Origin of the sequence: Neoroseomonas eburnea, assembly GCF_018129005.1 — a bacterium.
Classification (GTDB): Bacteria; Pseudomonadota; Alphaproteobacteria; order Acetobacterales; family Acetobacteraceae; genus Neoroseomonas; species Neoroseomonas eburnea.
This window is the reverse complement of the sequence record NZ_JAAEDL010000028.1, coordinates 1-23721: the sequence shown is the minus strand read 5'-3', so window position 1 is coordinate 23721 and position 23721 is coordinate 1. Positions and strand designations below refer to the sequence as shown.

Annotated in this window: 23 protein-coding genes and 1 riboswitch; of the genes, 14 read left to right on the top strand and 9 right to left on the bottom strand. The window is 73.8% G+C overall.

The window, feature by feature from the left end:
- Positions 1-11: 11 nt before the first annotated feature.
- On the bottom strand, positions 12-1304 hold the full coding sequence (gene flgE, locus GXW74_RS22055; RefSeq protein WP_211848756.1) for a flagellar hook protein FlgE: 1293 nt from the start codon (positions 1302-1304) through the stop codon (positions 12-14).
- A 259-nt stretch (positions 1305-1563) separates the two neighbouring features.
- Here flgE and GXW74_RS22050 point away from each other — a divergent pair, with 259 nt between their 5' ends.
- The 10 genes from GXW74_RS22050 to GXW74_RS22005 all read left to right on the top strand — a co-directional run bounded on the left by GXW74_RS22050 (position 1564) and on the right by GXW74_RS22005 (position 12952).
- A complete protein-coding gene (locus tag GXW74_RS22050) occupies positions 1564-3195 on the top strand; it encodes a flagellar hook-length control protein FliK (RefSeq protein WP_211848755.1) in 1632 nt (543 codons plus the stop codon).
- A gap of 119 nt (positions 3196-3314) precedes the next feature.
- Positions 3315-3977 carry a flagellar hook assembly protein FlgD gene (locus GXW74_RS22045; protein ID WP_211848754.1) on the top strand — a complete coding sequence of 221 codons (663 nt, stop codon included), beginning with the start codon at positions 3315-3317 and terminating at the stop codon, positions 3975-3977.
- A gap of 208 nt (positions 3978-4185) precedes the next feature.
- The gene (gene fliF / locus GXW74_RS22040; RefSeq protein ID WP_211848753.1) at positions 4186-5820 is read left to right on the top strand and encodes a flagellar basal-body MS-ring/collar protein FliF; all 1635 of its coding nucleotides are present in this window, start codon (positions 4186-4188) and stop codon (positions 5818-5820) included.
- A 3-nt stretch (positions 5821-5823) separates the two neighbouring features.
- Complete coding sequence (gene fliG, locus GXW74_RS22035) at positions 5824-6828, top strand: flagellar motor switch protein FliG (protein ID WP_211848752.1); 1005 nt, start codon at positions 5824-5826, stop codon at positions 6826-6828.
- 1 nt (position 6829) lies between these two features.
- Positions 6830-7486: a FliH/SctL family protein gene (locus GXW74_RS22030; RefSeq protein ID WP_211848751.1), complete on the top strand. Its 657-nt coding sequence runs from the start codon at positions 6830-6832 to the stop codon at positions 7484-7486.
- 3 nt (positions 7487-7489) lie between these two features.
- A complete protein-coding gene (gene fliN / locus GXW74_RS22025) occupies positions 7490-7813 on the top strand; it encodes a flagellar motor switch protein FliN (protein ID WP_246523869.1) in 324 nt (107 codons plus the stop codon).
- Between the two features lies 1 nt (position 7814).
- Positions 7815-9206 carry a sigma-54 dependent transcriptional regulator gene (locus GXW74_RS22020; protein WP_211848750.1) on the top strand — a complete coding sequence of 464 codons (1392 nt, stop codon included), beginning with the start codon at positions 7815-7817 and terminating at the stop codon, positions 9204-9206.
- Between the two features lie 3 nt (positions 9207-9209).
- The gene (flhA, locus tag GXW74_RS22015; protein ID WP_211848749.1) at positions 9210-11270 is read left to right on the top strand and encodes a flagellar biosynthesis protein FlhA; all 2061 of its coding nucleotides are present in this window, start codon (positions 9210-9212) and stop codon (positions 11268-11270) included.
- The gene (locus GXW74_RS22010; protein WP_211848748.1) at positions 11270-12190 is read left to right on the top strand and encodes a flagellar biosynthesis protein FlhF; all 921 of its coding nucleotides are present in this window, start codon (positions 11270-11272) and stop codon (positions 12188-12190) included. The genes flhA and GXW74_RS22010 overlap by 1 nt, the downstream gene beginning before the upstream one ends.
- The gene (locus GXW74_RS22005; RefSeq protein ID WP_211848747.1) at positions 12191-12952 is read left to right on the top strand and encodes a nucleotide-binding protein; all 762 of its coding nucleotides are present in this window, start codon (positions 12191-12193) and stop codon (positions 12950-12952) included. It begins immediately after the preceding gene.
- Positions 12953-12964: 12 nt separating this feature from the next.
- Here the strand turns inward: GXW74_RS22005 and GXW74_RS22000 are convergent, their stop codons facing one another.
- Positions 12965-14635, bottom strand: a complete 1671-nt coding sequence (locus GXW74_RS22000) for a formate--tetrahydrofolate ligase (protein WP_211848746.1) — start codon at positions 14633-14635, stop codon at positions 12965-12967.
- Between the two features lie 157 nt (positions 14636-14792).
- Between GXW74_RS22000 and GXW74_RS21995 the strand changes: the two genes are divergently transcribed.
- Entirely contained in the window at positions 14793-15461 is a 669-nt protein-coding gene (locus GXW74_RS21995) for an OmpW/AlkL family protein (RefSeq protein ID WP_211848745.1), read from the top strand.
- Between the two features lie 238 nt (positions 15462-15699).
- On the opposite strand, the gene GXW74_RS21990 is transcribed toward GXW74_RS21995, so the two are convergent.
- The 4 genes from GXW74_RS21990 to GXW74_RS21975 all read right to left on the bottom strand — a co-directional run bounded on the left by GXW74_RS21990 (position 15700) and on the right by GXW74_RS21975 (position 18849).
- A complete protein-coding gene (locus GXW74_RS21990) occupies positions 15700-16806 on the bottom strand; it encodes a 2-aminoethylphosphonate--pyruvate transaminase (protein ID WP_211848744.1) in 1107 nt (368 codons plus the stop codon).
- Positions 16807-17014: 208 nt separating this feature from the next.
- Positions 17015-17308 carry a hypothetical protein gene (locus GXW74_RS21985; RefSeq protein ID WP_211848743.1) on the bottom strand — a complete coding sequence of 98 codons (294 nt, stop codon included), beginning with the start codon at positions 17306-17308 and terminating at the stop codon, positions 17015-17017.
- 38 nt (positions 17309-17346) lie between these two features.
- Positions 17347-17454, bottom strand: a riboswitch (SAM-I-IV-variant riboswitch).
- Positions 17455-17515: 61 nt separating this feature from the next.
- Positions 17516-18166, bottom strand: a complete 651-nt coding sequence (locus GXW74_RS21980; RefSeq protein ID WP_211848742.1) for a LysE family translocator — start codon at positions 18164-18166, stop codon at positions 17516-17518.
- A gap of 62 nt (positions 18167-18228) precedes the next feature.
- Positions 18229-18849 carry a DUF1194 domain-containing protein gene (locus GXW74_RS21975; RefSeq protein ID WP_211848741.1) on the bottom strand — a complete coding sequence of 207 codons (621 nt, stop codon included), beginning with the start codon at positions 18847-18849 and terminating at the stop codon, positions 18229-18231.
- Between the two features lie 79 nt (positions 18850-18928).
- Between GXW74_RS21975 and GXW74_RS21970 the strand changes: the two genes are divergently transcribed.
- From GXW74_RS21970 to GXW74_RS21960, 3 genes are all read left to right on the top strand, one after another.
- The gene (locus GXW74_RS21970) at positions 18929-19891 is read left to right on the top strand and encodes a Bug family tripartite tricarboxylate transporter substrate binding protein (protein WP_211848740.1); all 963 of its coding nucleotides are present in this window, start codon (positions 18929-18931) and stop codon (positions 19889-19891) included.
- Positions 19888-20748, top strand: coding sequence for a sulfurtransferase (locus GXW74_RS21965; protein WP_211848739.1), 861 nt, complete (start codon positions 19888-19890; stop codon positions 20746-20748). The genes GXW74_RS21970 and GXW74_RS21965 overlap by 4 nt, the downstream gene beginning before the upstream one ends.
- A gap of 71 nt (positions 20749-20819) precedes the next feature.
- The gene (locus GXW74_RS21960; RefSeq protein WP_211848738.1) at positions 20820-21242 is read left to right on the top strand and encodes a CBS domain-containing protein; all 423 of its coding nucleotides are present in this window, start codon (positions 20820-20822) and stop codon (positions 21240-21242) included.
- On the opposite strand, the gene GXW74_RS21955 is transcribed toward GXW74_RS21960, so the two are convergent.
- The 3 genes from GXW74_RS21955 to GXW74_RS21945 form a co-directional block, all read right to left on the bottom strand.
- Entirely contained in the window at positions 21223-21945 is a 723-nt protein-coding gene (locus tag GXW74_RS21955) for an ABC transporter permease (protein WP_211848737.1), read from the bottom strand. The genes GXW74_RS21960 and GXW74_RS21955 overlap by 20 nt on opposite strands.
- On the bottom strand, positions 21942-22874 hold the full coding sequence (locus GXW74_RS21950; protein WP_211848736.1) for an ABC transporter ATP-binding protein: 933 nt from the start codon (positions 22872-22874) through the stop codon (positions 21942-21944). The genes GXW74_RS21955 and GXW74_RS21950 overlap by 4 nt, the downstream gene beginning before the upstream one ends.
- Positions 22871-23721, bottom strand: an 851-nt coding sequence (locus tag GXW74_RS21945; RefSeq protein WP_211848735.1) for an ABC transporter permease, incomplete at its 5' end; no start/stop codon positions are given. The genes GXW74_RS21950 and GXW74_RS21945, both read right to left, overlap by 4 nt.

Below are 23721 nucleotides of genomic sequence, written 5' to 3'. Positions count from 1 at the left end.
CAGGCCGCGGCTCAGCGCCGCATGTTGATGGTGTCCTGCAGCATCTCGTCGGAGGCGGTGACGATCTTGGTGTTCGCCGTATAGGCGCGCTGCGCGACGATCAGCTTCGAGAATTCGGAGGCGATATCGACGTTCGACCGTTCGATCGAGCCGACCGAGAGCCGCCCGGCGCCGTTGGAGGCCGGGTCGGTGGTCCGCGCCTCGCCGCTTTCCAGCGTGCGCATGAAGGCCTGGCCATCGAGGCGCTGCAGCGCATCGGGGTTGTTGAAGGTGGTGATGGGCACGCGCGCGATGACGCGCGCCTCGCCGTTGTCGTAGTTGATGGCGACGTCGCCGTTGTCCCGCACCGTGACGGAGGAATAGGCGCCGAGCGGCACGCCGTCCTGGCTCCGGTTCCGCAGCTCGTATTCCTCCCCCGCGTACTGCGTGAGGCCCCGCGCGGCGCCGAAGGCGCCGAGGTTGAGCGAGATGGTCTGGTTGCCCTGGCCGAAATCGGCGGTGAAGGTCACGCTGGCCGGGTCGCCCAGCGCCGACGCCGTGCCGGCCAGCGAGCCGGTCGCGTTGGCGAAGCCGCCGATCGTGCCGTCCGGCACGGCCGGGGTCGCCGCCTGGCCGAACTGCACCTCGATGGTGCCGAGCGATCCGCCCGCGCCGGGAGCACTGATCTCGAGCGTCCAGGTGTTCGCCGCCGTCGGCGTCCAGGTCAGCGTCATGTCCTGCAGCGCGCCGAGGCTGTCATAGACGTTGATCGGCGTGGAGACCGGGTCCGTCCCGGAGGCCGGCAGGTTCGCGGCGAGTTCGATATTGGCCGTCGCGATCGGGTTGAACACCAGTTCGCTCACGCGGATCGGCTGCAGGCTGGTGCGGTCCGGTTCGCCGGACGCGTCCGCCGTCCAGCCCTGCAGGTAGTATCCGGCGCCGTTGACCAGATAGCCGTCGGTGTCGAGCTGGAAGTCGCCGCCCCGGGTGAAGAACTGCCGTTCGTCGAAGGTCACCTGGCCGCCGGACGTGCCGTTGGGCAGCGCCACGGAAAAGAACCCCTGCCCGGCGATCGCGAGAGAAAGGGGATTCTCCGACTGCTCGATCGTGCCCTGGAGGGTGTTGGTGTAGTCCGGCCGCGCCACCACCGATCCGGGCCGGTGCACCGTCTGGGTGCTGTCGGTCAGGAAGGACACGAAGTTGGTGTCGGTGCGCTTGAAGCCGACGGTCTGGCTGTTGGCGACGTTGTCCGAGATGTGACCGAGGGCGCGCGCCTGGGCCGTCAGGCCGCTGATCGCGGTGGTCATGGAACCGAACAGGGACATGGGGCTCTCCGGGCTGGGCGGACGCTGCGGGGCGCGACGCGGCTGCGGCATGGCGCAACCGGCGTGCCAGGCCAGACCGGCCGCGGACCGGGCGAGCTCTGCCCCTCGGCGGCAGAACCCGCAGGCCAGGGCGGCACTTCCTGCCGCAGGGGGGCCGTCCGGCGCTGGCCCGGCGGTTGCAGCCGGCCAGGCGCCGGCCGCCTCCGCGCGCCGGCGGTGCGCCGCGCGTCGCGGCGCCGGCAGGAAAGGCACGACCGGCATGGATGTCCTTGCGAGCCAAGCCCCGGCCGCCATCGCCATCGCGCCGCAGGCCACCGCCGTTACCGGCGGGACGAGCGCCTTCGCCGAGGCGCTCGCGCAGGTGGCGCAGGCGACACCCGCGGCTGCCGGGGGGCCCGCTGCGCCGGCCGGGGCGGAAGCTCCGGCACCGGAGACAGCCCCTGTGCCGGAACTGCCGGAGGGCGCGCCACCGGATCTGCAGGCGCTGCTTGTACAGGCCCTGCCCGGCGCAGTGCCGCCGACACCGCCGACACCGCCGACAACGCCGCCCGGAACCGCGGCGGAGGCAGTGTCGACGATGGCGGGGGCGGCGTCGAATGGCGCGGAGGCGGGAACGCCGCCCGCCACCGATGCGCGCCCCGCGCGCATGGCCGGCCCAGGCCCCGTCACGCCGCCGCCGGCCGAGGCGACACCCGGCCCGACGCCGACAGCGAGCGGCGATCCTGCCGATCCCATCGTCGCCGCCGCCACGCAGCCGGCCGCGCCGGCGGCGACTGCCGCCTCCGGCCAAGCGGGCACCATCGCGGCGCAGCCGGCCGCACACCCATCATCCCCGGCAGCCGCCGTCGGACCGGCCGCTGGCCCGTCCGAGACCGCCGCTGTCCCGATGGCCGCCGCCCCCGTCGCCACGACCTCCTGTCCTCCCACAACGGCCGCGCCCACGAATGCCGGCACCGTCGCCAGGCCCGCCACGGCCACCGCGGGCACGACCGCCCGCGCGCCTGTCATCGCCGGAGCCGCGCCGGCGGCACCCCCGGGGGTCGCCCCGGAAGCGACGGCGACGACAGCGGCCCCGGTCGCGGCGAGCAAGGCTTCGCGGCCGGCCACAGCGCAGCGCGCCGGCGCCCCGGGCCCCGCGACCGACAGCCCCGCGGCACGCGGCGAGACCGGGCCGCCCCGTCCCGGCGATCCCCCGGTCGCGGAGGAGCCGCATGCAGCCGTCACCTCCTTCCCGCCGGCGGCTCCGCCGGCCGGCGTGGCACCATCGCCGGCCGCCGCCGAGAGCGACATGGCGGCCACCCCAGTCGCCGCGACACCTGTGCCGCCGGCACCCGCCGCGGAGCCCCCGCCACCCGCCGCGCCGGCAGCCACCGGCCCAGCCACGGAAGCTCCCGGCGCGGTCCTAACCCCGACGACGCCGCCGCCCGCCCCTCCCTCCACCGCGCGCCCCGCGCCCACCACCGCGCCGGTCCGCCAGCTCGCGCCGCTGGTCGTCGCGGTCGCCATCGGCGGCGGCGGCACCGCAAGGCTCTCCGTCACGCTCGAACCCGTCGAGCTCGGCCGCGTCGAGGTCAGCGTCGAGCGCAGCGGCGATGGCGCGCAGGTGCGCATCCTTGCCGAGCGCCCGGAAACGCTTGCCCTGCTGCAGCGCGACCAGCGCGATCTCGACCGCGCCCTGAGCGCCGCCGGCATCGAGCCGGACGGCCGCTCGCTCTCGCTCGGGCTCGCGCCGGGCAGCGGAGGCGGTTCCGAAGGGCAGCGTCGGAACCCACGCGGCGGAGAGACCAGCATGGCACGCGGCATGCAATCAGGCGGCGAGGTGGGCCTCGACACTCGAGCCGAGCCCGCGCCCCGGCGCCGCGCCCTCTCGCTGCTCGACCTCGCCGTCTAGCGCGGCCCGCATTCGCACCGGCTCGCGGCCGCCGCCCCGGCGCGTCGAGTCCACCGGCGTCCTCACCCGATCAGGTGATTCCATCCGATCGGGATCTGCTCCAGGAAAGGGATCTCGCCATGTCCGGATCGATCACCTCGACCACCGCCGCCGCCACCAGCAGCGCGGCAAGCTCCAACACGCGCCTCGCGGGGGATTTCAACACCTTCCTCACGCTGCTGACGACCCAGTTGCAGAACCAGAGCCCGACCGACCCGCTCGACACCAACCAGATGACGAACCAGCTCGTGCAGTTCGCCTCGGTCGAGCAGCAGATCGCGATGAACCAGAACCTCGAAAGCCTGATCGCGCTGCAGCAGACGGCGCAGCTCACCGCCGCCGCGCCGCTGATCGGCCAGCGCGTCGAGGTCGAGGCCGACCAGGTCGCGCTGCAGAACGGCAGCGCCGAGATCCGCCTGCCCGCCGCCGGCACGGCGCGCAGCGCCGAGATCTCGATCACCGACAGCAGCGGGCGCGTGGTGCGCCGGCAGACGGTCACCCTCGGCACCGCGGCCAGCGGCTGGACCTGGGATGGGCGCAACGACGCCGGCACCAGCGTGACGGATGGCGCCTATGGCGTGCAGGTCACCGGGCGCGCGGAGAACGGGGAACAGGTCGCGCTGTCCTTCACGGTCGCCGGCACGGTCACCGGCGCGGAACGCCAGGACGGCGCCCTGACGCTGTCGCTCGGCGGGCTGAGCGTCGGCTTCGACAAGCTGCGTCGGCTCGTGCCCGAGACCTGATGGCGGCCGGCCTATCCGCTGACGTCGGTACCGGCGGCCCGGTTTCGCGCGCGGCCGCCCCACCGGCCCCGCGCGCCGTACCGCCGCGCCCGCGTTAACCGCGCCGCAACCGCCACCCGGCAAAGTCTGCCGCGGCGGCAGGAGGCGGCCTTCGGATGCGATGGATGCGGCCGGCAGGGCGCGGTGAGCGACGCGGGAGGTGGCGCCGGTGAACGCGGTGCTTGCGCAGCTCCGCGCGCTGGGACCGCTGCGCCTCGGCGCCATGGCCGGGGCCGGGCTCGCGGTGCTCGGGCTGCTCGCCTGGCTGGTGCTGCGGGCGGGGCAGCCGCCGATGGCGCTGCTCTACGCCGACCTCGACCCGCGCGACGCCGCACAGGTCGTCGCCGCGCTGGAACGCGCGCGCGTCCCCCATCGCATCGAGGCCGGCGGCAGCCGCATCCTGGCGCCGGAGGAACAGGTGCCGCGGCTGCGGCTTTCCCTGGCGCGGGAAGGCCTGCCGCAGGGCGGCTCGGTCGGCTACGAGATCTTCGACCGCGGCGAATCCCTGACCACCACGCCCTTCCAGCAGGACGTGAACCGGCTGCGCGCCCTGGAAGGCGAGCTGGCGCGCTCCATCCGCGGCCTGGCCGGCGTGCGCGCGGCGCGCGTGCACCTGGTGCTGCCGCGGCGCGAGGCCTTCTCGCGCGAACGTGGGGAGGCGCAGGCCTCGGTGGTGCTGACCATGCAGGGCGCGCAGCGGCTCGACCGGGAGGGCGTGCAGGCGGTGCTGCACCTGGTCGCGACCGCCGTGCCCGGGCTGCGGCCGCAGAACGTCTCCATCGTCGACAGCCGCGGCGCGCTGCTGGCGCGCGGGGGGCAGGCCCTGGCCGGCCCGGCGGCTGCGATGTCGCAGGACGAGATGCGCCGCGCCCAGGAACTGCGCATCGGGCGCGCGGTGGAGGAGATGCTGGAACGCACCCTCGGCCCGGGCCGCGTCCGCGCCGAGGCGACGGTCGAGATGGATTTCGACCGCGTGCAGACCACCGAGGAACGCTTCGACCCCGACAACCAGGTGCCGCGCAGCCAGCAGAGCGTGCAGGAGAGCAGCCGCAACGCCGAGGGCCAGCCGACCACGGTGCAGAACAACGTCCCCGGCGCCGACCCGGCGGGCGGCGGCGGCTCCCAGGAGAGCCGCCAGGAGGAGACGACCAACTACGAGATCGGCCGCACCACGCGCAGCACCGTGCGCGAGCATCCGGTGGTGCGGCGGCAATCCGTGGCCGTGCTGGTGGACGGCGTCTGGGAGCCGCAGGCGAGCGGCCCGGCCACTTTCCGCGAGCGCACGCCGGAAGAACTCGCCCGCATCTCCGCCCTGGTGCGTGGCGCCATCGGCTTCGACGAGCGGCGGGGCGACACGGTGGAGGTCGTCTCCCTGCGCTTCGCGGAGCCGCCGGCGGCGGATGCGGGCCCGCCTGGCATGTTCGACCTCTCCTTCAGCAGCACGACGCTCGCACGGCTGATGGAGACCGGGCTCTTCGCCCTGGTCGCGCTGGTCGCGCTGCTGCTGGTCGGGCGGCCGCTCGCCGGGCGGCTGGCGACGATGATCCAGCCACCGGCCCCGGCGGCCGCCCTGCCCGGCGGCGGCGCGGTCGCGGTGGCGGGCCCCGGGGGCGCGGCCCTGGCCGGTACCGCCGGCCACCCGGCGCTGGAAGGCGCGGCGGAAAACGAGGCGATGGTCTCCATCGGCATGGTCGAGGGGCAGATGCGCGCCTCCTCCATCGCGAAGATGCAGGAGCTGGTGGACCGCCACCCCGACGAATCCCTGAGCGTGGTGCGCCGCTGGATGGCGCCGGAAGGATCCTGAGGCATGGCACTGCCCCCGACCCTGAGCGGCGCGCAGAAGGCCGCCACCTTCATGCTGGCGATCGGCGAGGAGCACGCCGCGCGGCTCTTCGCGAAGATGCACGAGGACGAGATCCGCGACATCTCCACCGCCATGGCGAGCCTCGGCACCGTGCCGGCGCCGACGGTCGAGGAGCTGTGCCGCGAATTCGCCGACAACCTCGGGCAGACAGGCAATCTGGTCGGCTCCTGGGAAACCACGGAGCGGATGCTGCTCAAGACCCTGCCGCGCGAGCGCGTCGCCCAGATCATGGAGGAGATCCGCGGTCCCGCCGGCCGCACCATGTGGGACAAGCTCGGCAACGTGAACGAGGCGGTGCTCGCGAACTACCTCAAGAACGAGTACCCGCAGACCGTCGCCGTGGTGCTGACCAAGGTGAAGTCCGACCACGCCGCGCGCGTGCTCTCCCTGCTGCCGGAGGGCTTCGCGATGGAGGTGGTGATGCGCATGCTCCGCATGGAGACGGTGCAGAAGGAAGCGCTCGACGGCGTCGAGAAGACGCTGAAGGCGGAGTTCATGTCGAACCTCGCGCGCGCGCAGCGGCGCGACGCGCATGAGATGATGGCCGAGATCTTCAACAACCTCGACCGCCAGTCGGAAAGCCGCATCCTCGCAGCCCTCGAGGAACGCAACCGCGATGCGGCCGAACGCATCCGCGGCCTGATGTTCACCTTCGACGACCTGCAGCGCTTGGATGGCGCCGGGGTGCAGGTGCTGATGCGCGCGGTGCCGAAGGAGCAGCTCGTCCTCGCGCTCAAGGGCGCGTCGGAGACGCTGCGCGACCTCTTCATCAAGAACATGAGCGAGCGTGCGGCGAAGATGCTGAAGGAGGACCTGGCCAACCTGGGCCCCGTGAAGCTGCGCGACGTGGACGAGGCGCAGTCGGCGATCGTGCTGCTGGCCAAGGACCTCGCGGCCCAGGGCCAGATCCAGATGCAGGACGGCCGCGAAGACGAGATGGTGTACTGACATGGCCGACGGCTTCGCCCCTCTCGCGCTCGCCGCCACCAGGGACGGCTTCGCCCCCACCTTCCTGATTGCCGCGCTCGACGCGGCGCGGCGCGAAGCCGCCGCCGCGCCGCCGTCCCCGCCGCCGGAGCCACCCGGGCCCGATCCTATGGAGGAGATCCTCGCCGAGGCGCGACGCCTGGCGCGGCAGGAGGGTCGCGCCGAAGGGCTGCGCGAAGCCGCCGCCGCGCGCGAGGCGCTGGCCGCCCAGGCCGCTCTGCTCGCCGCCGGCGCCCTGCGCGAGGGCCGCGCCGCGGCGGCGGAGGCGGCGGCCAAGGTCGCGACGGACCTCGCACGGCTCGCGCTGTCCATGCTGGAGGCGGCGCTTCCGGGGATCGCGGCGGAGAACGGCGCGGCTCTCACCGCCGGCTTCGTGCGCCGGCTCGCGCCGCTGCTGGAGACCACGCCGGAGGCGCGCATCCTCGTCGCCCCCGGCCTCGCCGAACCGACCCGCGCGCTGCTCGCGGCGGATGGCGTGACGGTGGAGGAGGATGCCGCGCTCGCGCCCGGCGATGCGCGCGCCGAATGGCGCGGCGGTGGCGCGGCCTTCGACCTCGCGGCCCGGCGCCGCGACATCCGCGGCGTGCTGGACGCCGCCGGCCTCGGGCCCAGGGAGTAAGCCATGTCGGGCAATACGAGTTTCGAGCCGCTCTCCGCCGCCTCCGAGGAGGCGCGGCAGGCCGCCTCCGCTCCGGCGCGGGAACTGGAGGCGGTCTACGACATCCCGGTGCAGATCAGCGCCGTGCTCGGGCGCGCGACGATGCAGGTGTCGCAGCTTCTGAAGCTCGGCCGCGGCGCGGTGGTGGAACTCGACCGCAAGCTCGGCGAGGCGGTGGACATCTACGTCAACAACCGCCTCGTGGCGCGCGGGGAGGTGGTGATGGTGGACGACAACCGGCTCGGCGTGACGATGACCGAGATCGTGAAGTCGGACCGGGGCGCCTGAGATGCCGCGGCTGCTGATCATCGGCTCGCTGGAGGCGGAGCTCGGCGCGGCTGCGCGCATCGCCGCGGCGCGCGGCGCACGGCTGCTGACGGCGGAGGGCGTCTCCGCCGGGATCGGGCTCATGCGCGCACAGGGGGCGGACCTGGTGCTGTGCGACGTGGTGCACGATGTCGGCTGGCTGGTGGCGCAACTCGCGGATGAACGCATCGCCTGCCCGGTCGTCGCCTGCGGCAGGCCGAACGACGCCGATGCGGCGGTGCGCGCGATCCGCGCGGGGGCGAAGGATTTCCTGCCCTTGCCGCCGGAGGCCGACCTCATCGCCGCGATGCTGCAGGCGGTGGCGGCCGATCCGGACCGGCCGGTGGTGCAGGACCCCGCCATGACGACGCTGCTCGCGCGCGCCGAGCAGGTGGCGCGCGCGGATGCCTCCGTGCTGATCACCGGCGAGAGCGGCACCGGCAAGGAGGTGCTGGCGCGGCACATCCACGCCGCGTCGCGCCGCGCGCGCGGGCCCTTCGTCGCGCTGAACTGCGCGGCGCTGCCGGAAGCCCTGCTGGAATCCGAACTCTTCGGCCATGAGAAGGGCGCCTTCTCCGGTGCCGTCGCCTCGCGCAAGGGCAAGTTCGAGCAGGCCGAGGGCGGCACGCTGCTGCTCGACGAGATCGGCGAGATGGATCCGCGCCTGCAGGCCAAGATCCTGCGCGCCATCCAGGAACGCGAGATCGACCGGCTCGGCGGCAATGCGCCGGTGAAGGTGGATGTGCGCATCCTCGCCGCGACGCATCGCGACCTCGCCGCCGAGGTCGCGAAGGGGCGCTTCCGGGAGGACCTGTTCTTCCGCCTCGCCGTGGTCCGGCTGCGCATCCCGGCGCTGCGCGAACGGCAGGGGGACATCCTGCCGCTCGCGCGGCACTTCGCGCGCCGCTACGCCCGCGCCAACGGGCTGCCGCAGCGCGGCCTGTCGCCCGCCGCGGAGGCCCTGCTGCTGACGCACGCCTGGCCGGGCAATGTGCGCGAACTGGAGAACACCCTGCACCGCGCGGTGCTGCTGGCCGAGGGTCCGGCGATCGGGCCGGAGGCGATCGACCTGCTGGAGGCGATGCCCTTCACCGCGGCGACGGAGGCGGCGCCCAGCCTGCCGGTCGCCGTCGCCGCCGCCCGCCCCGCGCCGCAGCCCGTCGCCGCCCTGGTCGGACGGCGGATGGAGGAGGTGGAGCGCGACCTGATCCTCGAGACGCTGTCGCATTGCCTCGGCAACCGCACGCGGGCGGCCGAGATGCTCGGCATCTCCATCCGCACGCTGCGCAACAAGCTGCATGAATATCGCGCCGCGGGCGTCGCCGTGCCGCCGGTGCCCGGCCAGCCGCCCTACGGCGCGGTCGCGGCAGGGTAGCGCGTGGCGGCGATCGCCCTGCCCGGCTGGCTGCGGAATGCGCAGCCCGGCAACGACGTGGCGCTGGCGCTCGGCGTCGTCGCGCTGCTTGTCGTGCTGGTGGTGCCGCTGCCCGTGGTGCTGCTGGATGCCGGGCTCGCCATCTCGATCACCCTGTCGGTGCTGGTGCTGATGACGGCGCTGTTCCTGCAGCGGCCGCTCGACTTCACCTCCTTCCCCACGCTGCTGCTGCTGACGACGCTGCTGCGTCTCGCGCTCAACGTCGCCACCACGCGCACCATCCTCAGCCATGGGCATGAAGGGGAGCAGGCGGCGGGGCATGTCGTCTCCGCCTTCGGCGGCTTCCTGATGGGCGGCGATGTCGTCGTCGGGCTGATCGTCTTCGCCATCCTGCTGGTGGTGAACTTCATGGTCATCACCAAGGGCTCTGGGCGCATCGCGGAAGTGGCCGCGCGCTTCAGCCTCGATGCCATGCCGGGCAAGCAGATGGCGATCGACGCCGACCTTTCCGCCGGCATCATCGACGAGACCGAGGCGCGCCGCCGCCGCCGCGAACTCGAGGAGGAGACCGGCTTCTACGGCGCCATGGACGGCGCGGCGAAATTCGTCCGCGGCGATGCCATCGCCGGGCTGATCATCACCTTCATCAACCTGCTCGGCGGCATGGCGATCGGCATCGCGCGGCACGGGCTGGGCTTCGCCGATGCGGCGCAGACCTTCTCCGTCCTGACCGTCGGCGATGGCCTGGTCAGCCAGATCCCGGCGCTGCTCGTCTCGGTCGCCGCCGGCATCGTCGTCACCAAGGGCAGCACGGAAGGCACGGCGGACAAGGTGCTGGTCGGGCAGCTCGGCGCCGGGCCGAAGCCGCTCGCCATCGCGGCGGGTGCGGCGGGCCTCATGGGGCTGCTGCCGGGCATGCCGCTGCTGCCCTTCCTGGCGCTGGCCGGCGCCGCGGGCGCGGCGGCCTGGGCGAAGCACCGGGCAGCGCTCGCCCCCGCCGCGCCGCCCGACGCACCCGCCATCGCGGGCGAGCCGCCGATCGCCGACACGCTGCGGATGGACCTGCTGCGGCTGGAACTGGGCTATGGGCTGCTGTCGCTCGCCGCCGGCGACGCGCCGCGCCTGACCGAGCAGATCAAGGGCCTGCGCCGGTCGATCGCGCAGGACATGGGCTTCGTCCTGCCCTCCGTGCGCATCCAGGACAACCTCTCCCTCTCCCCCGACACCTACGCCATCCGGGTGAAGGAGATCGAGGCGGGGCGCGGCCAGCTCCGTCCGCCGCTGCTGCTGGCGATCGACCCGGCGGGCGGCGTGCCCGACCTGCCCGGCGAACGCTGCAACGAGCCCACTTTCGGCCTGCCCGCCCTGTGGATCGAGGAGACGCGGCGGGAGGATGCGCTCGCCCGCGGCTGCACGGTGGTGGACGCCGCCGGCGTCGTCGCCACCCACATCACCGAGCTGGTGCGGGAGAACATGGCGGAGCTGCTGTCCTTCGCCGAGACCCAGAAGCTGCTGGACGAGCTGCCGGCCGAACACCGCAAGCTGGTCGCCGACCTGGTTCCGTCGCAGATCGGTGTCGGCGGCATCCAGCGCGTGCTGCAGGCGCTGCTGGCGGAACGCGTCTCGATCCGCGACCTGCCGACCATCCTCGAAGGCATCCAGGAAGCCTCCGCGGCGGGGGCGCGCTCGGTGCCGGGCATCCTTGCCATCGTCCGCACGCGGCTGGCGCGGCAGCTCTCGGACGCGGCGCGCGGGCCGCAGGGCTATGTGCCGATGATCACGCTCTCCGCCGAGTGGGAAGTCGCCTTCACCGAGGCGCTGGTCGGACCGCCGGAGGAACGCCAGCTCGCCATGGCGCCTTCCCGCCTCGGCGAGTTCATGCAACGCCTGCGCGAGGCCTTCGACGCCGCCAACGCCGCTGGCGAACAGCCGGTACTGGTCTGCTCCGGCCCGATCCGCCCGCATGTCCGCGCGATCGTCGAGCGCTTCCGTCCCTCGACCACCGTTCTGGCGCATACCGAGATCCACCCGCGCGCCCGCATTCGCACCGTGGGGTCGCTCTGATGAGGCTCAAGGTCTTCCGCGCCGCGAGCATGTCCGAGGCCATGGCGCTGCTGCGCAGCGAGCTGGGCGCGGAGGCGGTCATCCTCGGCACCCGCCGCGTCGCCGGCGGCGTCGAGGTGACGGCGGCGCTGGAACCCGAGGAACCGGTGCTGATCCCGCCCATGGGCCCCTCGGTCGCGGCGGTGCCGGTGGCGGGGCCGCTCGCCTTCCACAACCTGCCGGTCGCGCTGGCGCTCGCGCTCGGCGCGGCGCCGCTGGAGGCGGCGCTCGGCGCGACGCTCGGCTTCGCCCCGCTGCCGGAGGCGCAGGAGAAGCCGCTGATGCTGGTCGGCCCCCCGGGCGCGGGCAAGACGCTGACCTGCGCGAAGCTCGCCGCTCGCCTGGTGATGCGCGGCACCGCGCCGGTGGTCGTCACCGCCGACGGCCAGCGTGCCGGTGCGGCGGCGCAGCTTGCCGCCTTCACCGGCGTGCTCGGCCTCACCCTGGCCGTGGCGCCTTCCGCCGCATCGCTCGGCAAGGCGCTGGGGCGGCGCGAGCGCGGCCAGCCCGTGCTGGTGGACACCGCCGGCTGCGATCCCTTCGACCCGCCCCAGGCGGTCGCGCTGCGCGGCCTCGCCACGGCATCGGGGGCCGATCTCGTGCTGGTCCTGCCCGCCGGCCTGGACGCCCAGGAAGCCGCCGACTTGGCGCGCGCCTTCGCCGCGATCGGCGCGCGGCACCTGGTGCCGACGCGGCTCGATGCCGCGCGCCGGCTCGGCGCCGTGCTCGCCGCCGCCGAGGCCGGGCCGCTGCTGCTGACGGAGGCCGGCATCGGCCCGGACGTCGCGGATGGCCTTGAACCGCTCTCGCCCGCGCGGCTCGCCGCGCGCCTTGCCGCCGCGCCGCGCCGCGGCGTTGCCGCCCCGCAGGAGGCCGCCTGAATGACTGCCCTCGCGCCTCTCCCCGCCCCCGGCCGCATCATCGCCGTCGCCTCCGGCAAGGGCGGCGTCGGCAAGACCTGGTTCGCCATCACCCTCGCCCAGGCGCTGGCGCGGCAGGGTGCGCGGGTGCTGCTGGTGGACGCGGATCTCGGCCTTGCCAATGTGGATGTGCAGCTCGGCTTCCAGCCGGCGCGCGACCTCTCCTCCGTGATCGCCGGCACGCTGTCGCCGGAGGATGCGGCCTCCCGGCATCCGCCGGCGGACATCGACATCCTGGCCGGACGGTCGGGCTCGGGCGCGCTCGCGACACTCGCGCCGCCGGCGCTCGATGCGCTGCTGTCCGCGATCGCGCGTGCCGCGCTGCGCTGGGACCGGGTGGTGGTCGATCTCGGCGCCGGGCTGGACGCGCCGCAGCGGCGCATCGCCGCCGCCGCCGACACGCTTCTGGTCCTCGCCACCGAGGAACCCACCAGCCTGACCGACGCCTATGCGGTCCTGAAGCTGCATGCGCGCGACCGGCCGGGCGGCGATGCGCGCATCGTCGTCAACCTCGCCAGCGATCTCGCCGCCGGCACCCGGACCCATGCGACGCTGGCGCGCGCGGCCGGCACCTTCCTCAGGCGCCACATCCCGCTTGCCGGCATCGTGCGCCGCGACCCGCGCGTGCGCGACGCCATCCGGCACCAGGCGCCGCTGCTGACGCGCCACCCGACAAGCCCGGCGGCGCAGGATGTCGAGGCGATCGCGCGCGGCCTCGCCTGACGGCGCGGCGCGTCAGAACAATCCTTCGATCCGCCCTTCGGCGTCGAGGTGGATGCTCTCCGCCGCCGGTCGCCGCGGCAGGCCGGGCATGGTCATGATCTCCCCGCAGACCGCGACGACGAAGCCGGCGCCGGCCGACAGCCGCACCTCCCGCACCGGCAGCACGTGGCCGGTCGGCGCGCCGAGTGCCGTCGGGTCGGCGCTGAAGGAATACTGCGTCTTGGCGATGCACACCGGCAGGTCGCGGAAGCCGTCTTCCTCGAAGCGCTTCAGCTTCGCCGCGACCGGCGCGGGGATGGCGACGGAGCCGGCGCGGTAGACCTCCCGCGCAATGGTCTCGATCTTGCCGGCGAGCGAGACGTGATCGGTATAAAGCGGCGCGAAATCCGCGCGGCCGCCGTCGATCAGCCCCTTCACCGCGCGAGCGAGGCCTGCCGCGCCCTTGGCGCCGTCGCCCCAATGGGTGCACAGGATCGCCTCGGTCCCCATCGCGTGCATCGCGGCCTGCACCGCGGCGATCTCGGCCTCGGTATCCGATGAGAAGCGGTTGAGTCCGACCACGACCGGGATGCCGAACTTGCCGACATTCTCCACATGGCGCGCGAGGTTGACGACGCCGCGCTTCACCGCCGCGACATCCTCGGTGCCGAGATCAGCCTTGGCGACGCCGCCATGCATCTTGAGCGCGCGCACCGTCGCCACCACCACGCAGGCCGCCGGCTTCAGCCCCGCCTGGCGGCACTTGATGTCGAGGAACTTCTCCGCCCCCAGATCGGCGCCGAACCCGGCTTCCGTCACCACCACATCGGCGAGCTTCAGTGCGAGCCGCGTCGCCATCACCGAATTGCACCCGTGCGCGATGTTGGCGAAGGGGCCGCCATGCACCAGCGCGGGCGAGCCCTCGATGGTCTGCACCAGGTTGGGCGCGAAGGCATCGCGCAGCAGCACCGCCATGGCGCCGTCCGCCTTCAGGTCCTTCGCCGTGACCGCGCGCCCATCGCGCGTCTGCCCGACCACCATGCGCCCGAGCCGCGCCTGCAGGTCCGCGAGGTCCTTCGCCAGGCAGAACACCGCCATGACTTCCGAGGCGACCGTGATGTCGAAGCCGTCCTCGCGCGGGAAGCCGTTCGCCACCCCGCCGAGCGAGGCGACGATGCCGCGCAGCGCACGGTCGTTCATGTCGAGCGCACGCCGCCAGGAGATGCGCCGCGCATCCAGCCCCGTCCCGTTGCCCCAGTAGAGATGGTTGTCCACCATCGCGGCCAGCAGGTTGTTCGCGCTGGTGATGGCGTGGAAGTCGCCGGTGAAGTGGAGGTTGATGTCCTCCATCGGCACCACCTGCGCGTAGCCGCCGCCGGTGGCACCACCCTTCACGCCGAAGCAGGGGCCGAGCGAGGGCTCGCGCAGCGCGATCATCGTCTTCGTGCCCAGCGCGTTCAGCGCATCGCCAAGCCCGACCGTCGTGGTCGTCTTTCCTTCCCCCGCCGGGGTCGGGTTGATGCCGGTGACCAGCACCAGCGCGCCGTCCGGGCGGCCCTGCTGCGCGGCGACGAAATCGAGCGAAACCTTGGCCTTGTACTTGCCGTAGGGCTCCAGCGCGTCCTCGGGGATTCCCGCCGCCTCGGCGATCTCGCGGATCGGCTTGAGCGTCGCTGCGCGTGCGATCTCGATGTCGGTGGCCATCCCGTCATCCCCCTTGGCTGGACCCGCGGCGCTTACGGGGAGTGTGGCCGGCTTGCAACCCTGCGCCGGCGCAATGCCGCGCTTGAGAAGGATCAAGGACGCCGCGCGACGGCGCGCCTATCGCGATCACGCTGGAATTGACAGGGGACGTTTTCCAATGATCCGCAAGAGCATGCTTCTGGCCGGAGCCGCGGTGCTCGGCCTCCTGGCGCAGCCTGCGCTGGCGCAGGAGCAGCAGCCGAACGCCGTGCGCGGCAAGCAGGCCGGTGACTTCATGATCGGCTTCGGCGTCATCGGCATGCTGCCGATGGACGCCGGCGACGTGGACCTGATCGGCGGCACGCCGCATGCGTCCTTCGCTGTCACCCCGCAGCTCGACTTCACCTACTTCTTCACGCCGAACTTCGCGGTGAACCTGATCGCCGCCACCACCCGCCACGACCTCGAAGTGCGCAACAGCGCGCTCGGCACGGTGGACCTCGGCCACGTCTGGGCACTGCCGCCGACGCTGACCTTCCAGTACCACCCGCTGCCGGCGGAGCGTTACAGCCCCTACATCGGCATCGGCGCGAACTGGACGATGTTCTACAGCGAGGGTGGCGGACGCACCCCGCCGGTGACGGGCGTCGATGTCGAGAACGCCTTCGGGCTCGCGCTCAACATCGGCCTCGACATCGAACTGGCGCCGAACTGGCTGATGAACCTCGACGTCAAGAAGGTGTTCCTGCGGCCGGATGTCGCGGTGGACACCGCCGTCGGGCGGATCAACGCGACCGCGGACCTCGATCCGTGGATCTTCGGCGTCAGCGTGCGGTACCGGTTCTGAGAGGCGGAGTATCGGGGAGGGCCCTGCCCTCCCCGAACCCCACCCGCCAGAGGCCGAAAGGCCTCTGGACACCGGCACTTTGTCGGATTTCGAAGTGGGCCAGGGCCCGCGCTCGATCAGCCGCGCGACCGTGAGCCCCCCGCCTCGGAATCCCCGGTGAATCTCATGGTTTCCAAAGGCCTTTCGGCCCTTGGCGGGGCGAGGTCCGGAGAGGGGCGGCGCCCCTCTCCGGCGCCCCTCACGCCGCCTTCGGCAGCATCTCCTCCAGCGTCGCCCCGATCGCCTTGACCGCGCCGCGAATATCCTCGGGCGTGATCGCCCCGATCGCCCCGATCCGCAGCGTCGGCGCCGCCGTGTTGTAGAAGTTGCTGATCAGCACGCCGCGCCGCTTCAGCGCCTCGACGAAGGTCATCAGGTCGAAGCGCGGATCGGCCGGCTGGTGGACGGTGACGATCACCGGCCCCTGGTGCCGCTTCTCGAGATACGGCCGCAGACCGAGCGCCGCGCACCCCTCGTAGAGCGCATCGGCGTTCGCGCGGTAGCGCGCGAGCCGCGCCGACTGGCCGCCCTCGGCCTCATACAGGTCCAGCGCCACGTCGAAGGCGGCGATCGCCTGCACCGGCGGGGTGAAGCGGATCGACCCCCAGCCGGCGCGCCGCGCATGCGCCAGCACGTCCGACAGGTCCAGGGACCACGAGCCGGCATGCCCCGCGCAGGCCTCGGCCCGGTCGATGCGCGCCACCGCGAAGCCCATGCCCGGCATGCCTTCCAGGCACTTGCCGGAGGTGAAGACCAGGGTGTCGCATTCGGGGTGCTGGTCCAGGCGGAAGGGCAGCGCGCCGAAGGCGGAGACGGCGTCGAGCACCGTCCGCCGTCCCGCCGCGCGCACCGCCGCGCCGATGCCCTCCACGTCGTTGACGATGCCGCTGCCGGTCTCGTTGTAGACGAAGGCGACGGTGCCGATCGCGGGGTCGGCCTCCAGCGCGGGCAGGATGTCGGCCGCCGTCGCGCCGCGCGTGTCGGGCAGGTCGATGGCGATGACCTCGCGCCCCGCCTCGCGCGCCAGGCGGGCCATGCGCTGGGCATAGGCGCCGTTGACCGGGATCAGCACCTTGCCACCCGGCGGAACGAAGGTGCGCAACGCCGCCTCGGTCACGAAATGGCCGGCGCCCTGGATCGGCAGCGTCGCGTGCACGCCCGGCGTGCCGTGGGCGATGCCGACGATCCTTTCCCGCACCCGCGCGTAGACGGCCTGGAAGTCGCGGTCCCAGGGCGCGATGTCCTGGGCCATGGCGGCGCGCACCTCGGCGCGGGTCTGCACGGGGCCAGGGATGAGAAGGAGCATGAGGAACCCGATCCTGCGGAACGTGGAGAGTTCTGCCTTGCCCTGCCGCGCCGACGCAAGCCGCTCGGCGCCCGTTTGGAATGTCCGGCACCGGCCCGCACCCCCGCCCGGCCACCCACGTCAGTATCCTGGAATGGGTGGCCGGGTCGGGGTGCGGGCCGGTGCCGGACATGGAAAAGCGCCGCACGGTGCTTTTCCAAACAGGCTCTCAGCGCCGGTCGTCGGCCTCCGCCACCCGCGCCTGCAGCCAGTGCCGCAGCGCGGCGCGACGGTCGCCGGGCTCGGCGCGCTCGAGGTACACGGCAAGGTGACCGGGCCGCCGGTCCGGCACCACGCGATAGGCATGGGTCCAAAGCCCGCTGCCGCGATGCAGCACGACATAGAGCCAGGACGGCTCGCTCCGCCCGAGCCGCGTGGTCCAGGCACAGAGGGCGACGAACTCGGCCTCGTCGCCCGGGGCGAGCAGCAGGGCCAGGTCGGGGGCGGGCGCCACATCCAGCATCGGGGTCCTCCTTGTCCGGAGTCGAACCGACACGGCGGCGCATCCCGTTTGGTTGCCGGAGTGGCCGCATCCCCCCTTGCGGAGGCGCCACCTTGCCCGGGAAGGCAGGTTGGCGTTGGGCGCCGGCCCAACTCTTGATGCACGGCGAGAAAGCCACGCGCGGCGGCGGCTGGCAAGGGGCCAGGGCGGCCCATCGCCCGCCCGGGGTCAGTTCGCCGGGCGGCGGGCGAGCGCGAGACCGAGGCCGAGCGCGATCATCGCGGCCCCGGAGGCCTCGCGCAGACGGCGGACGAAGCCGGGGCGCGCCGCGACACCGGAGCGGATGCCGGCAGCGGCGAAGGCCACCACCACATCGGCAAGCGTGTTCAGCACCACGGACACCGTGCCGAGGGCAGCGAACTGCACCGCCACCTGACCGGATGCGGGATCGACGAATTGCGGCACGAAGGCAAGGAAGAAGGCGGCGGTCTTGGGGTTCAGCGCCTCGACCAGCATGCCTTCGCGGAAGGCGCGCCGCGCCCCGACCGGCGGCACCGGGGTCGCGGCTCCTGCGGCAGCGAGGGCATCGCGGCGGGCGGCCCCCAGGGTGCGCAGGCCGAGCCAGACGAGATAGGCGGCGCCGACCAGCTTCAGCGCCGTGAAGAGTTCCGCGCTGGCCAGCACGATCGCGGAGACACCGAGGCTGCCCGCCAGGACATGGACCATGCCGCCGAGCCCGGTGCCGAAGCTGGAGGCGATGCCCTCCGATCGGCCACCCGCGAGGGTGCGGGCCGCGACGTAGAAGATCCCGGGACCCGGCGTCACCGCGAGGAGGAGGGCCGCGGCGAAGAAGAGGGCAAGCTGGGTGATTTCAGGCATGCGGCGGAATCTACGCCACCCGCCCCGCCGCTCCCAAGCGGCGACGCGGATCCGGCGGCCCGTCAGACGACCGGCGCGCCGGCCAGCTCCCGCAGCAGCTTCTCGCGGATGGCCTCGGCGATGGCCGCGTAGTCCGGCGTGTGGATGGCGAAGGCGCCGGGGCCGCCGATGACCTCGTCCCGGTAGTGGTCGAGCAGGTCGGGCTCCTCGTTCAGCACCGCGAGGGCGTTGATCGTCACGCCGGCACCGACGCCGATGTCCCGCACCGGGCCCGGAGGGCGCCCCTGGTTGTGCCGCCCGTCGCCCGAGACATCCATCACCAGCCGCGTCGCCTCCGCCGGGCAGGCGGCGAGCAGCGCGAGGCCGGCCGCCATCCCCTCCCCCAGCGCCGTGGCGCCCGGGGCCACCACGCGCGGCGCGTTCCCGACGGCCTCGGCGAAGGCGGCGGCGGCGGCGGCGCCGTCGAGCCGCGCCCAGGGCACCGCGACCGCCTGCGCCCCACGCCCCGACCACATCAGCAGGACCGCCGCCACCGCCCCGCGCGGCCCGGCGGCGATCGCCGCGGCGATCGATTCGTCCCGGAACGCCGCCGCATAGCCGCCGAGCATGAGACCGAACTCGTCATAGTCCACCGAGGAAGACGCATCCACGGCGAGACAGAGCGCGAGATCCACCTTCTCCATGCCCGCTTTTCGCATGCGCGAAGCTTGGACGCACCCGCCCCGGCGTGCATGCTCCCGCCACCGGAACGGAGGGCAGACGATGAGGCGCAGGGAACTTCTGGTCGGCTCGGCGGGCCTCGCGCTGGCGCGACCCGCCTTCGCGCAGGCCTGGCCGAACCGCACCATCCGCGTGATCGTGCCCTACACGCCAGGTGCGGCGACCGATGCGATGGCGCGGCTCGCGGCGCAGAAGCTGCAGGAGAAGCTCGGCGTCACCGTGGTGGTGGAGAACCGCCCGGGCGCCAACGGCGCGATCGGCAGCCAGGCGGTGCTGCAGGCGCCGGCGGATGGCTACACCATCCTGGGCTCGGCCTCGATCCATCCGATGGCGCGCCATGTCATGCGCGCCGCGCCCTATGATCCGGTCACCGACTTCATCCCCGTGGCGCGCACCGCGCGCGGGCCGCTCGTGCTGGTGATGAACCCGCGCCTGCCGCAGACCACCATCCCGCAGGTGGTCGAGGCGGCGAAGCGCGAGCCCTCGAAATGGTCCTTCGCCACCTCCTCGCTCGGCGCGGCGGGGCATCTGGGATCGATCGAGTTCAACCGGATGACCGGAGCGAACATCGAGATCGTCGGCTATCGCGGCTCCGCCCCGGCGCTGACGGATGTGGCGGCGGGCAATGCCCAGCTCATGTTCGACCCGGTGCTGGCGACGCTGCCGATGATCCGCGGCGGGCAGTTGCGCGGCCTCGGCATCGCCACCGCCGCGCGCACGCCGCTCGCCCCGGACCTGCCGACACTTGCGGAGGCCGGGCTGCCGGGCTTCGAATTCTATTCCTGGTACGGCGTCTGGGCCGCGCGCGCCGTCCCGCGGGAGATCGTGGACCGCCTGAACGCCGCCATCGTCGAGGGCATGCGCGAGCCCGCCGTGGTCGAGCGCCTGACCGGCCTCGGCTTCGAGCCGGTGGCGGAGAGCGTCGACCAGGCCGAACGCTTCATCGCCGCCGATGTCGCCCGCAACGCGGAACTGCTGCGCATCGCGAACTTCGAGCCGCAATGACCCTGACCGTCACTCCCGCGGGCCTCGCCGCGGAGCTCGGCACGCCGGGGCTCGTGGTGCTGGATGGCAGCGTGTTCCAGCGCCCGGCGCCCGACCTCTCGACCATGTTGCAGGCGAGCGCGCGCCCCGCCTTCGCACAGGCGCGCATCCCCGGTTCGGTGCATCTCGATGCGCTGGACTGGCTGTGGGACCGGGCGAGGCCCTACCGCTTCGCCCTGCCCTCCCCCGAGGTCGCGGCGGCCGCCTTCGCCGCACACGGTGTCGGGGAGGACAGCCGGGTGGTGCTCTACGACCGGGTCGGCGGCAACTGGGCCGCACGCACCTTCTGGACCCTGCGCTGGCTCGGCTTCGATGCGGTCCGCGTGCTCGAAGGCGGCTTCGCGGCATGGCAGGGGGCCGGGCTGCCGGTGGAGGCCGGCCCGCCGGCGCCGCCGAGGCCGGCCGCGCGGCCCCTGGCCCCGCGGCCCCGAACGGCAGCCATCGCGGACCGGGCGGATGTGCTGGCCGCGCTGGGCGACCCGGCCGTGCTGGTGGTCAACGCCCTGTCGTCCGAACAGCACGCCGGCACCGGGGGGCTTTCCTACCACCGTCCGGGGCGCATCGCCGGCAGCCGCAACCTGCCGGCGACACGGCTCGCCGATGCGACGCTGCCGCCCGCGGGCATCGCCGCCCTGGCTGCCGAAGCCGGCATCGCGCCGGGGCATCGGGTCATCGCCTATTGCGGCGGCGGCATCGCCGCAAGCAACCTCGCCTTCAACCTGCTGCGCGCGGGCTGGGCGGAGCTTGCGGTCTATGACGGCAGCCTCGACGAATGGGGCCGCGACCCATCGCTGCCGATGGAAACCGGCGCCGGCTGATTGCGCTGCGTCAAGATTGCGGGCGGCCCGCCGGCGCAATGTGACATTCCCAAGACGGAGGAGACCCCGCCATGCCCCAGCGCACCATGGGCGAGATCGTCCGCGATCAGAAGCCGCTGACGCTGGCCCCGACCGCCACCGTCTCCGAGGCCTGCGCCGCCATGTATGCGCGCAAGGTGGGTGCTGTGCTGGTGGTGGACGAGGATCGGCATCTGCTGGGCATCTTCACCGGCCGCGACGCTGTGCGGCTGCTGGCCGAGGGCCTCGATGCCAAGGCAACCCGCATCGATGCGGTGATGACGAAGAACCCGACGACGCTCGGCCCCCGGGCCACCGCGATGGATGCGCTGCTGCTGCTGAACGACTGCGGCTTCCGCCACGTGCCGATCGTGGAGGGCGGCCATGTGGTCGGCATCGTCTCCCGCTACGATTTCCGCGCCAGGGAGCATGCCCGGCTGGACGACGAGTCAGGCTTCATGGAGGTGATGCGCTGACCGGCCGCGCCAGCGCGCCGAGCAGCCCGTCCACCGCGAAGGCCATCAGCCCCGTCAGCAGCGCGCCCTGCACGACCCAGGCCGGATTGCCGTTGACCAGCCCGGCGATGATCGGCGTGCCGAGGCAGGTGGCACCCGCCACCGCCCCCACCGCCGCCGTCGCCACCGCCAGCACCGCCGCGACGCGCAGCCCGGCGAGGATCGGCGGCGCCGCGAGCGGCAACTCGACCCGGAACAGCACCTGGCGCGGCGTCATCCCGGCGCCCCGCGCGGCGTCCAGCACCTCGGGCGGCACGGTCGCCAGCGCACCGGCGGTCGCACGCAGCACCGGCAGCGTCGCGTAGCAGACCAGCGCGAGCAGCGCCGGCGCCGCGCCGAAGCCCACCGCCGGCACGGCGATGGCGATCACGGCGACCGGCGGCACCGCCTGGGCGAAGCCGACCAGGGCATCGGCGACCGCACGCACCTCCCGCGCCCCGGGCCGCGTCGCGGCGATGCCGAGGCCGATGCCGATCGCCGCCGCCGGCAGCAGCGAGGCCAGCACCAGGCCGGCATGGCTCAACGCGAGCGTCGTGAAGGGCTCCCGCCGGTAGAGCGGCTCCGCGACCTCCGGAAACAACGCGCCGAAGGTCGCGCCGCCCAGCGGCAGCGCCAGCAGCGCCGCGGCGAAGAGCACCGCCGGCAGCAGCGCCGCCGGCCTCATGCGCGCAACAGGTCCCGCAGCGCGACCAGTCCCGCAGGCGCTCCGCCCTCGTCCACCAGCACCACCGCCTCGGCGCGCGCGACGAGCATCGCCTCCAGCGCATCCCGCCCCGTCGCAGCGGCGGCGATGCGCGGCAGGGAGGCGGGCGCCTCGCCGGAAGCGCGCGCGATCGACGCGGCCGCCACCAGCGCCAGCCGCCGCATGCCGAGCGCGCCGCCATCGAGCAGGCCCCGCACGCGCGGATCGGCCGGCGCGTCCAGCAACTCGCGCGGCGCGCCTTCCTGCAGCAGGCGGCCATCGGCCATCACGGCGAGGCGCGTGGCCAGCGACAGCGCCTCCTCGACATCATGCGTCACCAGCAGGATGGTCTTGCCGGTCGCGGCGTGCAGCCGCGCCATCTCCTGCTGCAGCGCCTGGCGCGTCACGGCGTCGAGGGCGCCGAAGGGCTCGTCCATCAGCAGGATGTCGGGATCGGCGGCGAGCGCGCGGGCGACGCCGATACGCTGGGCCTGGCCGCCGGAGAGCTCGGCCGGCATGCGGTCGCGATAGGCCGCGGGGTCGAGGCGGAGCAGCGTCAGCAGTTCCTCGACGCGCGCGGTGATGCGGCGTTCCTCCCAACCGAGCAGCCGCGGCACGGCGCCGATGTTGCGCGCCACGCTCCAATGCGGGAACAGCCCGATGCCCTGGATGACGTAGCCGATACGCCGCCGCAGCGCCGGCGCAGGTTCCGCGGCGACGTCGCGCCCGCGCAGCAGCACCCGCCCCGCATCGGGTTCGATCAGCCGGTTGACCATGCGCAGGGCGGTGGACTTCCCCGCCCCCGAACCGCCGAGCAGCACCGCGAAGGCGCCTTCCGGCACGACCAGGTCGAGCCCGTCCAGCGCCCGCGCGGCGCCGAACGACTTCCGCACCCTCTCGAAGCGGATCATGTGGCGCCGGCGGTGCCGCGCGACAGCCCCTCCTCCACCGCACGCAGCGCCGCGTCCAGCACCAGCGCCAGCGCCGCCACCGGCAGGGCGCCGAGCAGGATCAGGTCCGGCGCGAACTGCCCGAGCCCCTGGAACATCAGCACGCCGAAGCCGCCGGCGCCGACCAGTGCGCCGAGCGTCACCAGCCCCACCGCCTGCACCGTCGCCGTGCGCAGCCCGCCGAGGAAGACCGGCGCGCCGAGCGGCAGCCGCACGCGCAGCAGCAGTTGCCCCGGCGCGAAGCCGAGGCCGCGCGCCGCATCCACCGCCGCCGCCGGCGCCGCGCCCAGCGCCGCCCGTGTCGCCGCCGCGACCGGCAGCAGCAGGTAGAGGAACACGCCGAGCACCGCCGGCGCCGCGCCGATGCCGCGCAGCCCTGCGTCCCGGAGCAACGGCAGGGCACGGCCGAGCGCGGCGAGCGGTTCGATCAGCAGCGCAAAGAGCGCGATGGCCGGGATCACCTGCAAGGCAGCCAGCACGCCCATGACCGGCGTCGCGCTGCGCGGCACGGCGAAGGCGAAGGCGCCGAGGGCCGCGCCGATCGCCAGCGCCGGCAGCAGCGCCGCGGCGACGAGGGCGAGATGGCCGGTCAGCGCGGCGCGCACCTCCTCGCCGCGTCCCGCCGCCTCGCGCACCAGCGAGAGATGGTCGAGCAGCCCCGCCGCGAACATCGCGCCGACCGCACCGACAAATCCAGCCGCCGCCAGGGCGCGCCCCATCGCGCCGAACCCGGCGCGCCCGAGCGCCAGCCGTGCCGCCAACAGCAGCGCGCCGGCCGCGGCCCAGCCGCCCGCCGCCGGCCCGAGCC

What these genes read in the sequence shown, in the direction of transcription:
- flgE (WP_211848756.1), bottom strand. Translation starts at nt 1,304, where the DNA reads ATGTCCCTGTTCGGTTCCATGACCACCGCGATCAGCGGCCTGACGGCC.
- GXW74_RS22050 (WP_211848755.1), top strand. Translation starts at nt 1,564, where the DNA reads ATGGATGTCCTTGCGAGCCAAGCCCCGGCCGCCATCGCCATCGCGCCG.
- GXW74_RS22045 (WP_211848754.1), top strand. Translation starts at nt 3,315, where the DNA reads ATGTCCGGATCGATCACCTCGACCACCGCCGCCGCCACCAGCAGCGCG.
- fliG (WP_211848752.1), top strand. Translation starts at nt 5,824, where the DNA reads ATGGCACTGCCCCCGACCCTGAGCGGCGCGCAGAAGGCCGCCACCTTC.
- GXW74_RS22030 (WP_211848751.1), top strand. Translation starts at nt 6,830, where the DNA reads ATGGCCGACGGCTTCGCCCCTCTCGCGCTCGCCGCCACCAGGGACGGC.
- fliN (WP_246523869.1), top strand. Translation starts at nt 7,490, where the DNA reads ATGTCGGGCAATACGAGTTTCGAGCCGCTCTCCGCCGCCTCCGAGGAG.
- GXW74_RS22020 (WP_211848750.1), top strand. Translation starts at nt 7,815, where the DNA reads ATGCCGCGGCTGCTGATCATCGGCTCGCTGGAGGCGGAGCTCGGCGCG.
- GXW74_RS22010 (WP_211848748.1), top strand. Translation starts at nt 11,270, where the DNA reads ATGAGGCTCAAGGTCTTCCGCGCCGCGAGCATGTCCGAGGCCATGGCG.
- GXW74_RS22005 (WP_211848747.1), top strand. Translation starts at nt 12,191, where the DNA reads ATGACTGCCCTCGCGCCTCTCCCCGCCCCCGGCCGCATCATCGCCGTC.
- GXW74_RS22000 (WP_211848746.1), bottom strand. Translation starts at nt 14,635, where the DNA reads ATGGCCACCGACATCGAGATCGCACGCGCAGCGACGCTCAAGCCGATC.
- GXW74_RS21995 (WP_211848745.1), top strand. Translation starts at nt 14,793, where the DNA reads ATGATCCGCAAGAGCATGCTTCTGGCCGGAGCCGCGGTGCTCGGCCTC.
- GXW74_RS21990 (WP_211848744.1), bottom strand. Translation starts at nt 16,806, where the DNA reads ATGCTCCTTCTCATCCCTGGCCCCGTGCAGACCCGCGCCGAGGTGCGC.
- GXW74_RS21985 (WP_211848743.1), bottom strand. Translation starts at nt 17,308, where the DNA reads ATGCTGGATGTGGCGCCCGCCCCCGACCTGGCCCTGCTGCTCGCCCCG.
- GXW74_RS21980 (WP_211848742.1), bottom strand. Translation starts at nt 18,166, where the DNA reads ATGCCTGAAATCACCCAGCTTGCCCTCTTCTTCGCCGCGGCCCTCCTC.
- GXW74_RS21975 (WP_211848741.1), bottom strand. Translation starts at nt 18,849, where the DNA reads ATGGAGAAGGTGGATCTCGCGCTCTGTCTCGCCGTGGATGCGTCTTCC.
- GXW74_RS21970 (WP_211848740.1), top strand. Translation starts at nt 18,929, where the DNA reads ATGAGGCGCAGGGAACTTCTGGTCGGCTCGGCGGGCCTCGCGCTGGCG.
- GXW74_RS21965 (WP_211848739.1), top strand. Translation starts at nt 19,888, where the DNA reads ATGACCCTGACCGTCACTCCCGCGGGCCTCGCCGCGGAGCTCGGCACG.
- GXW74_RS21960 (WP_211848738.1), top strand. Translation starts at nt 20,820, where the DNA reads ATGCCCCAGCGCACCATGGGCGAGATCGTCCGCGATCAGAAGCCGCTG.
- GXW74_RS21955 (WP_211848737.1), bottom strand. Translation starts at nt 21,945, where the DNA reads ATGAGGCCGGCGGCGCTGCTGCCGGCGGTGCTCTTCGCCGCGGCGCTG.
- GXW74_RS21950 (WP_211848736.1), bottom strand. Translation starts at nt 22,874, where the DNA reads ATGATCCGCTTCGAGAGGGTGCGGAAGTCGTTCGGCGCCGCGCGGGCG.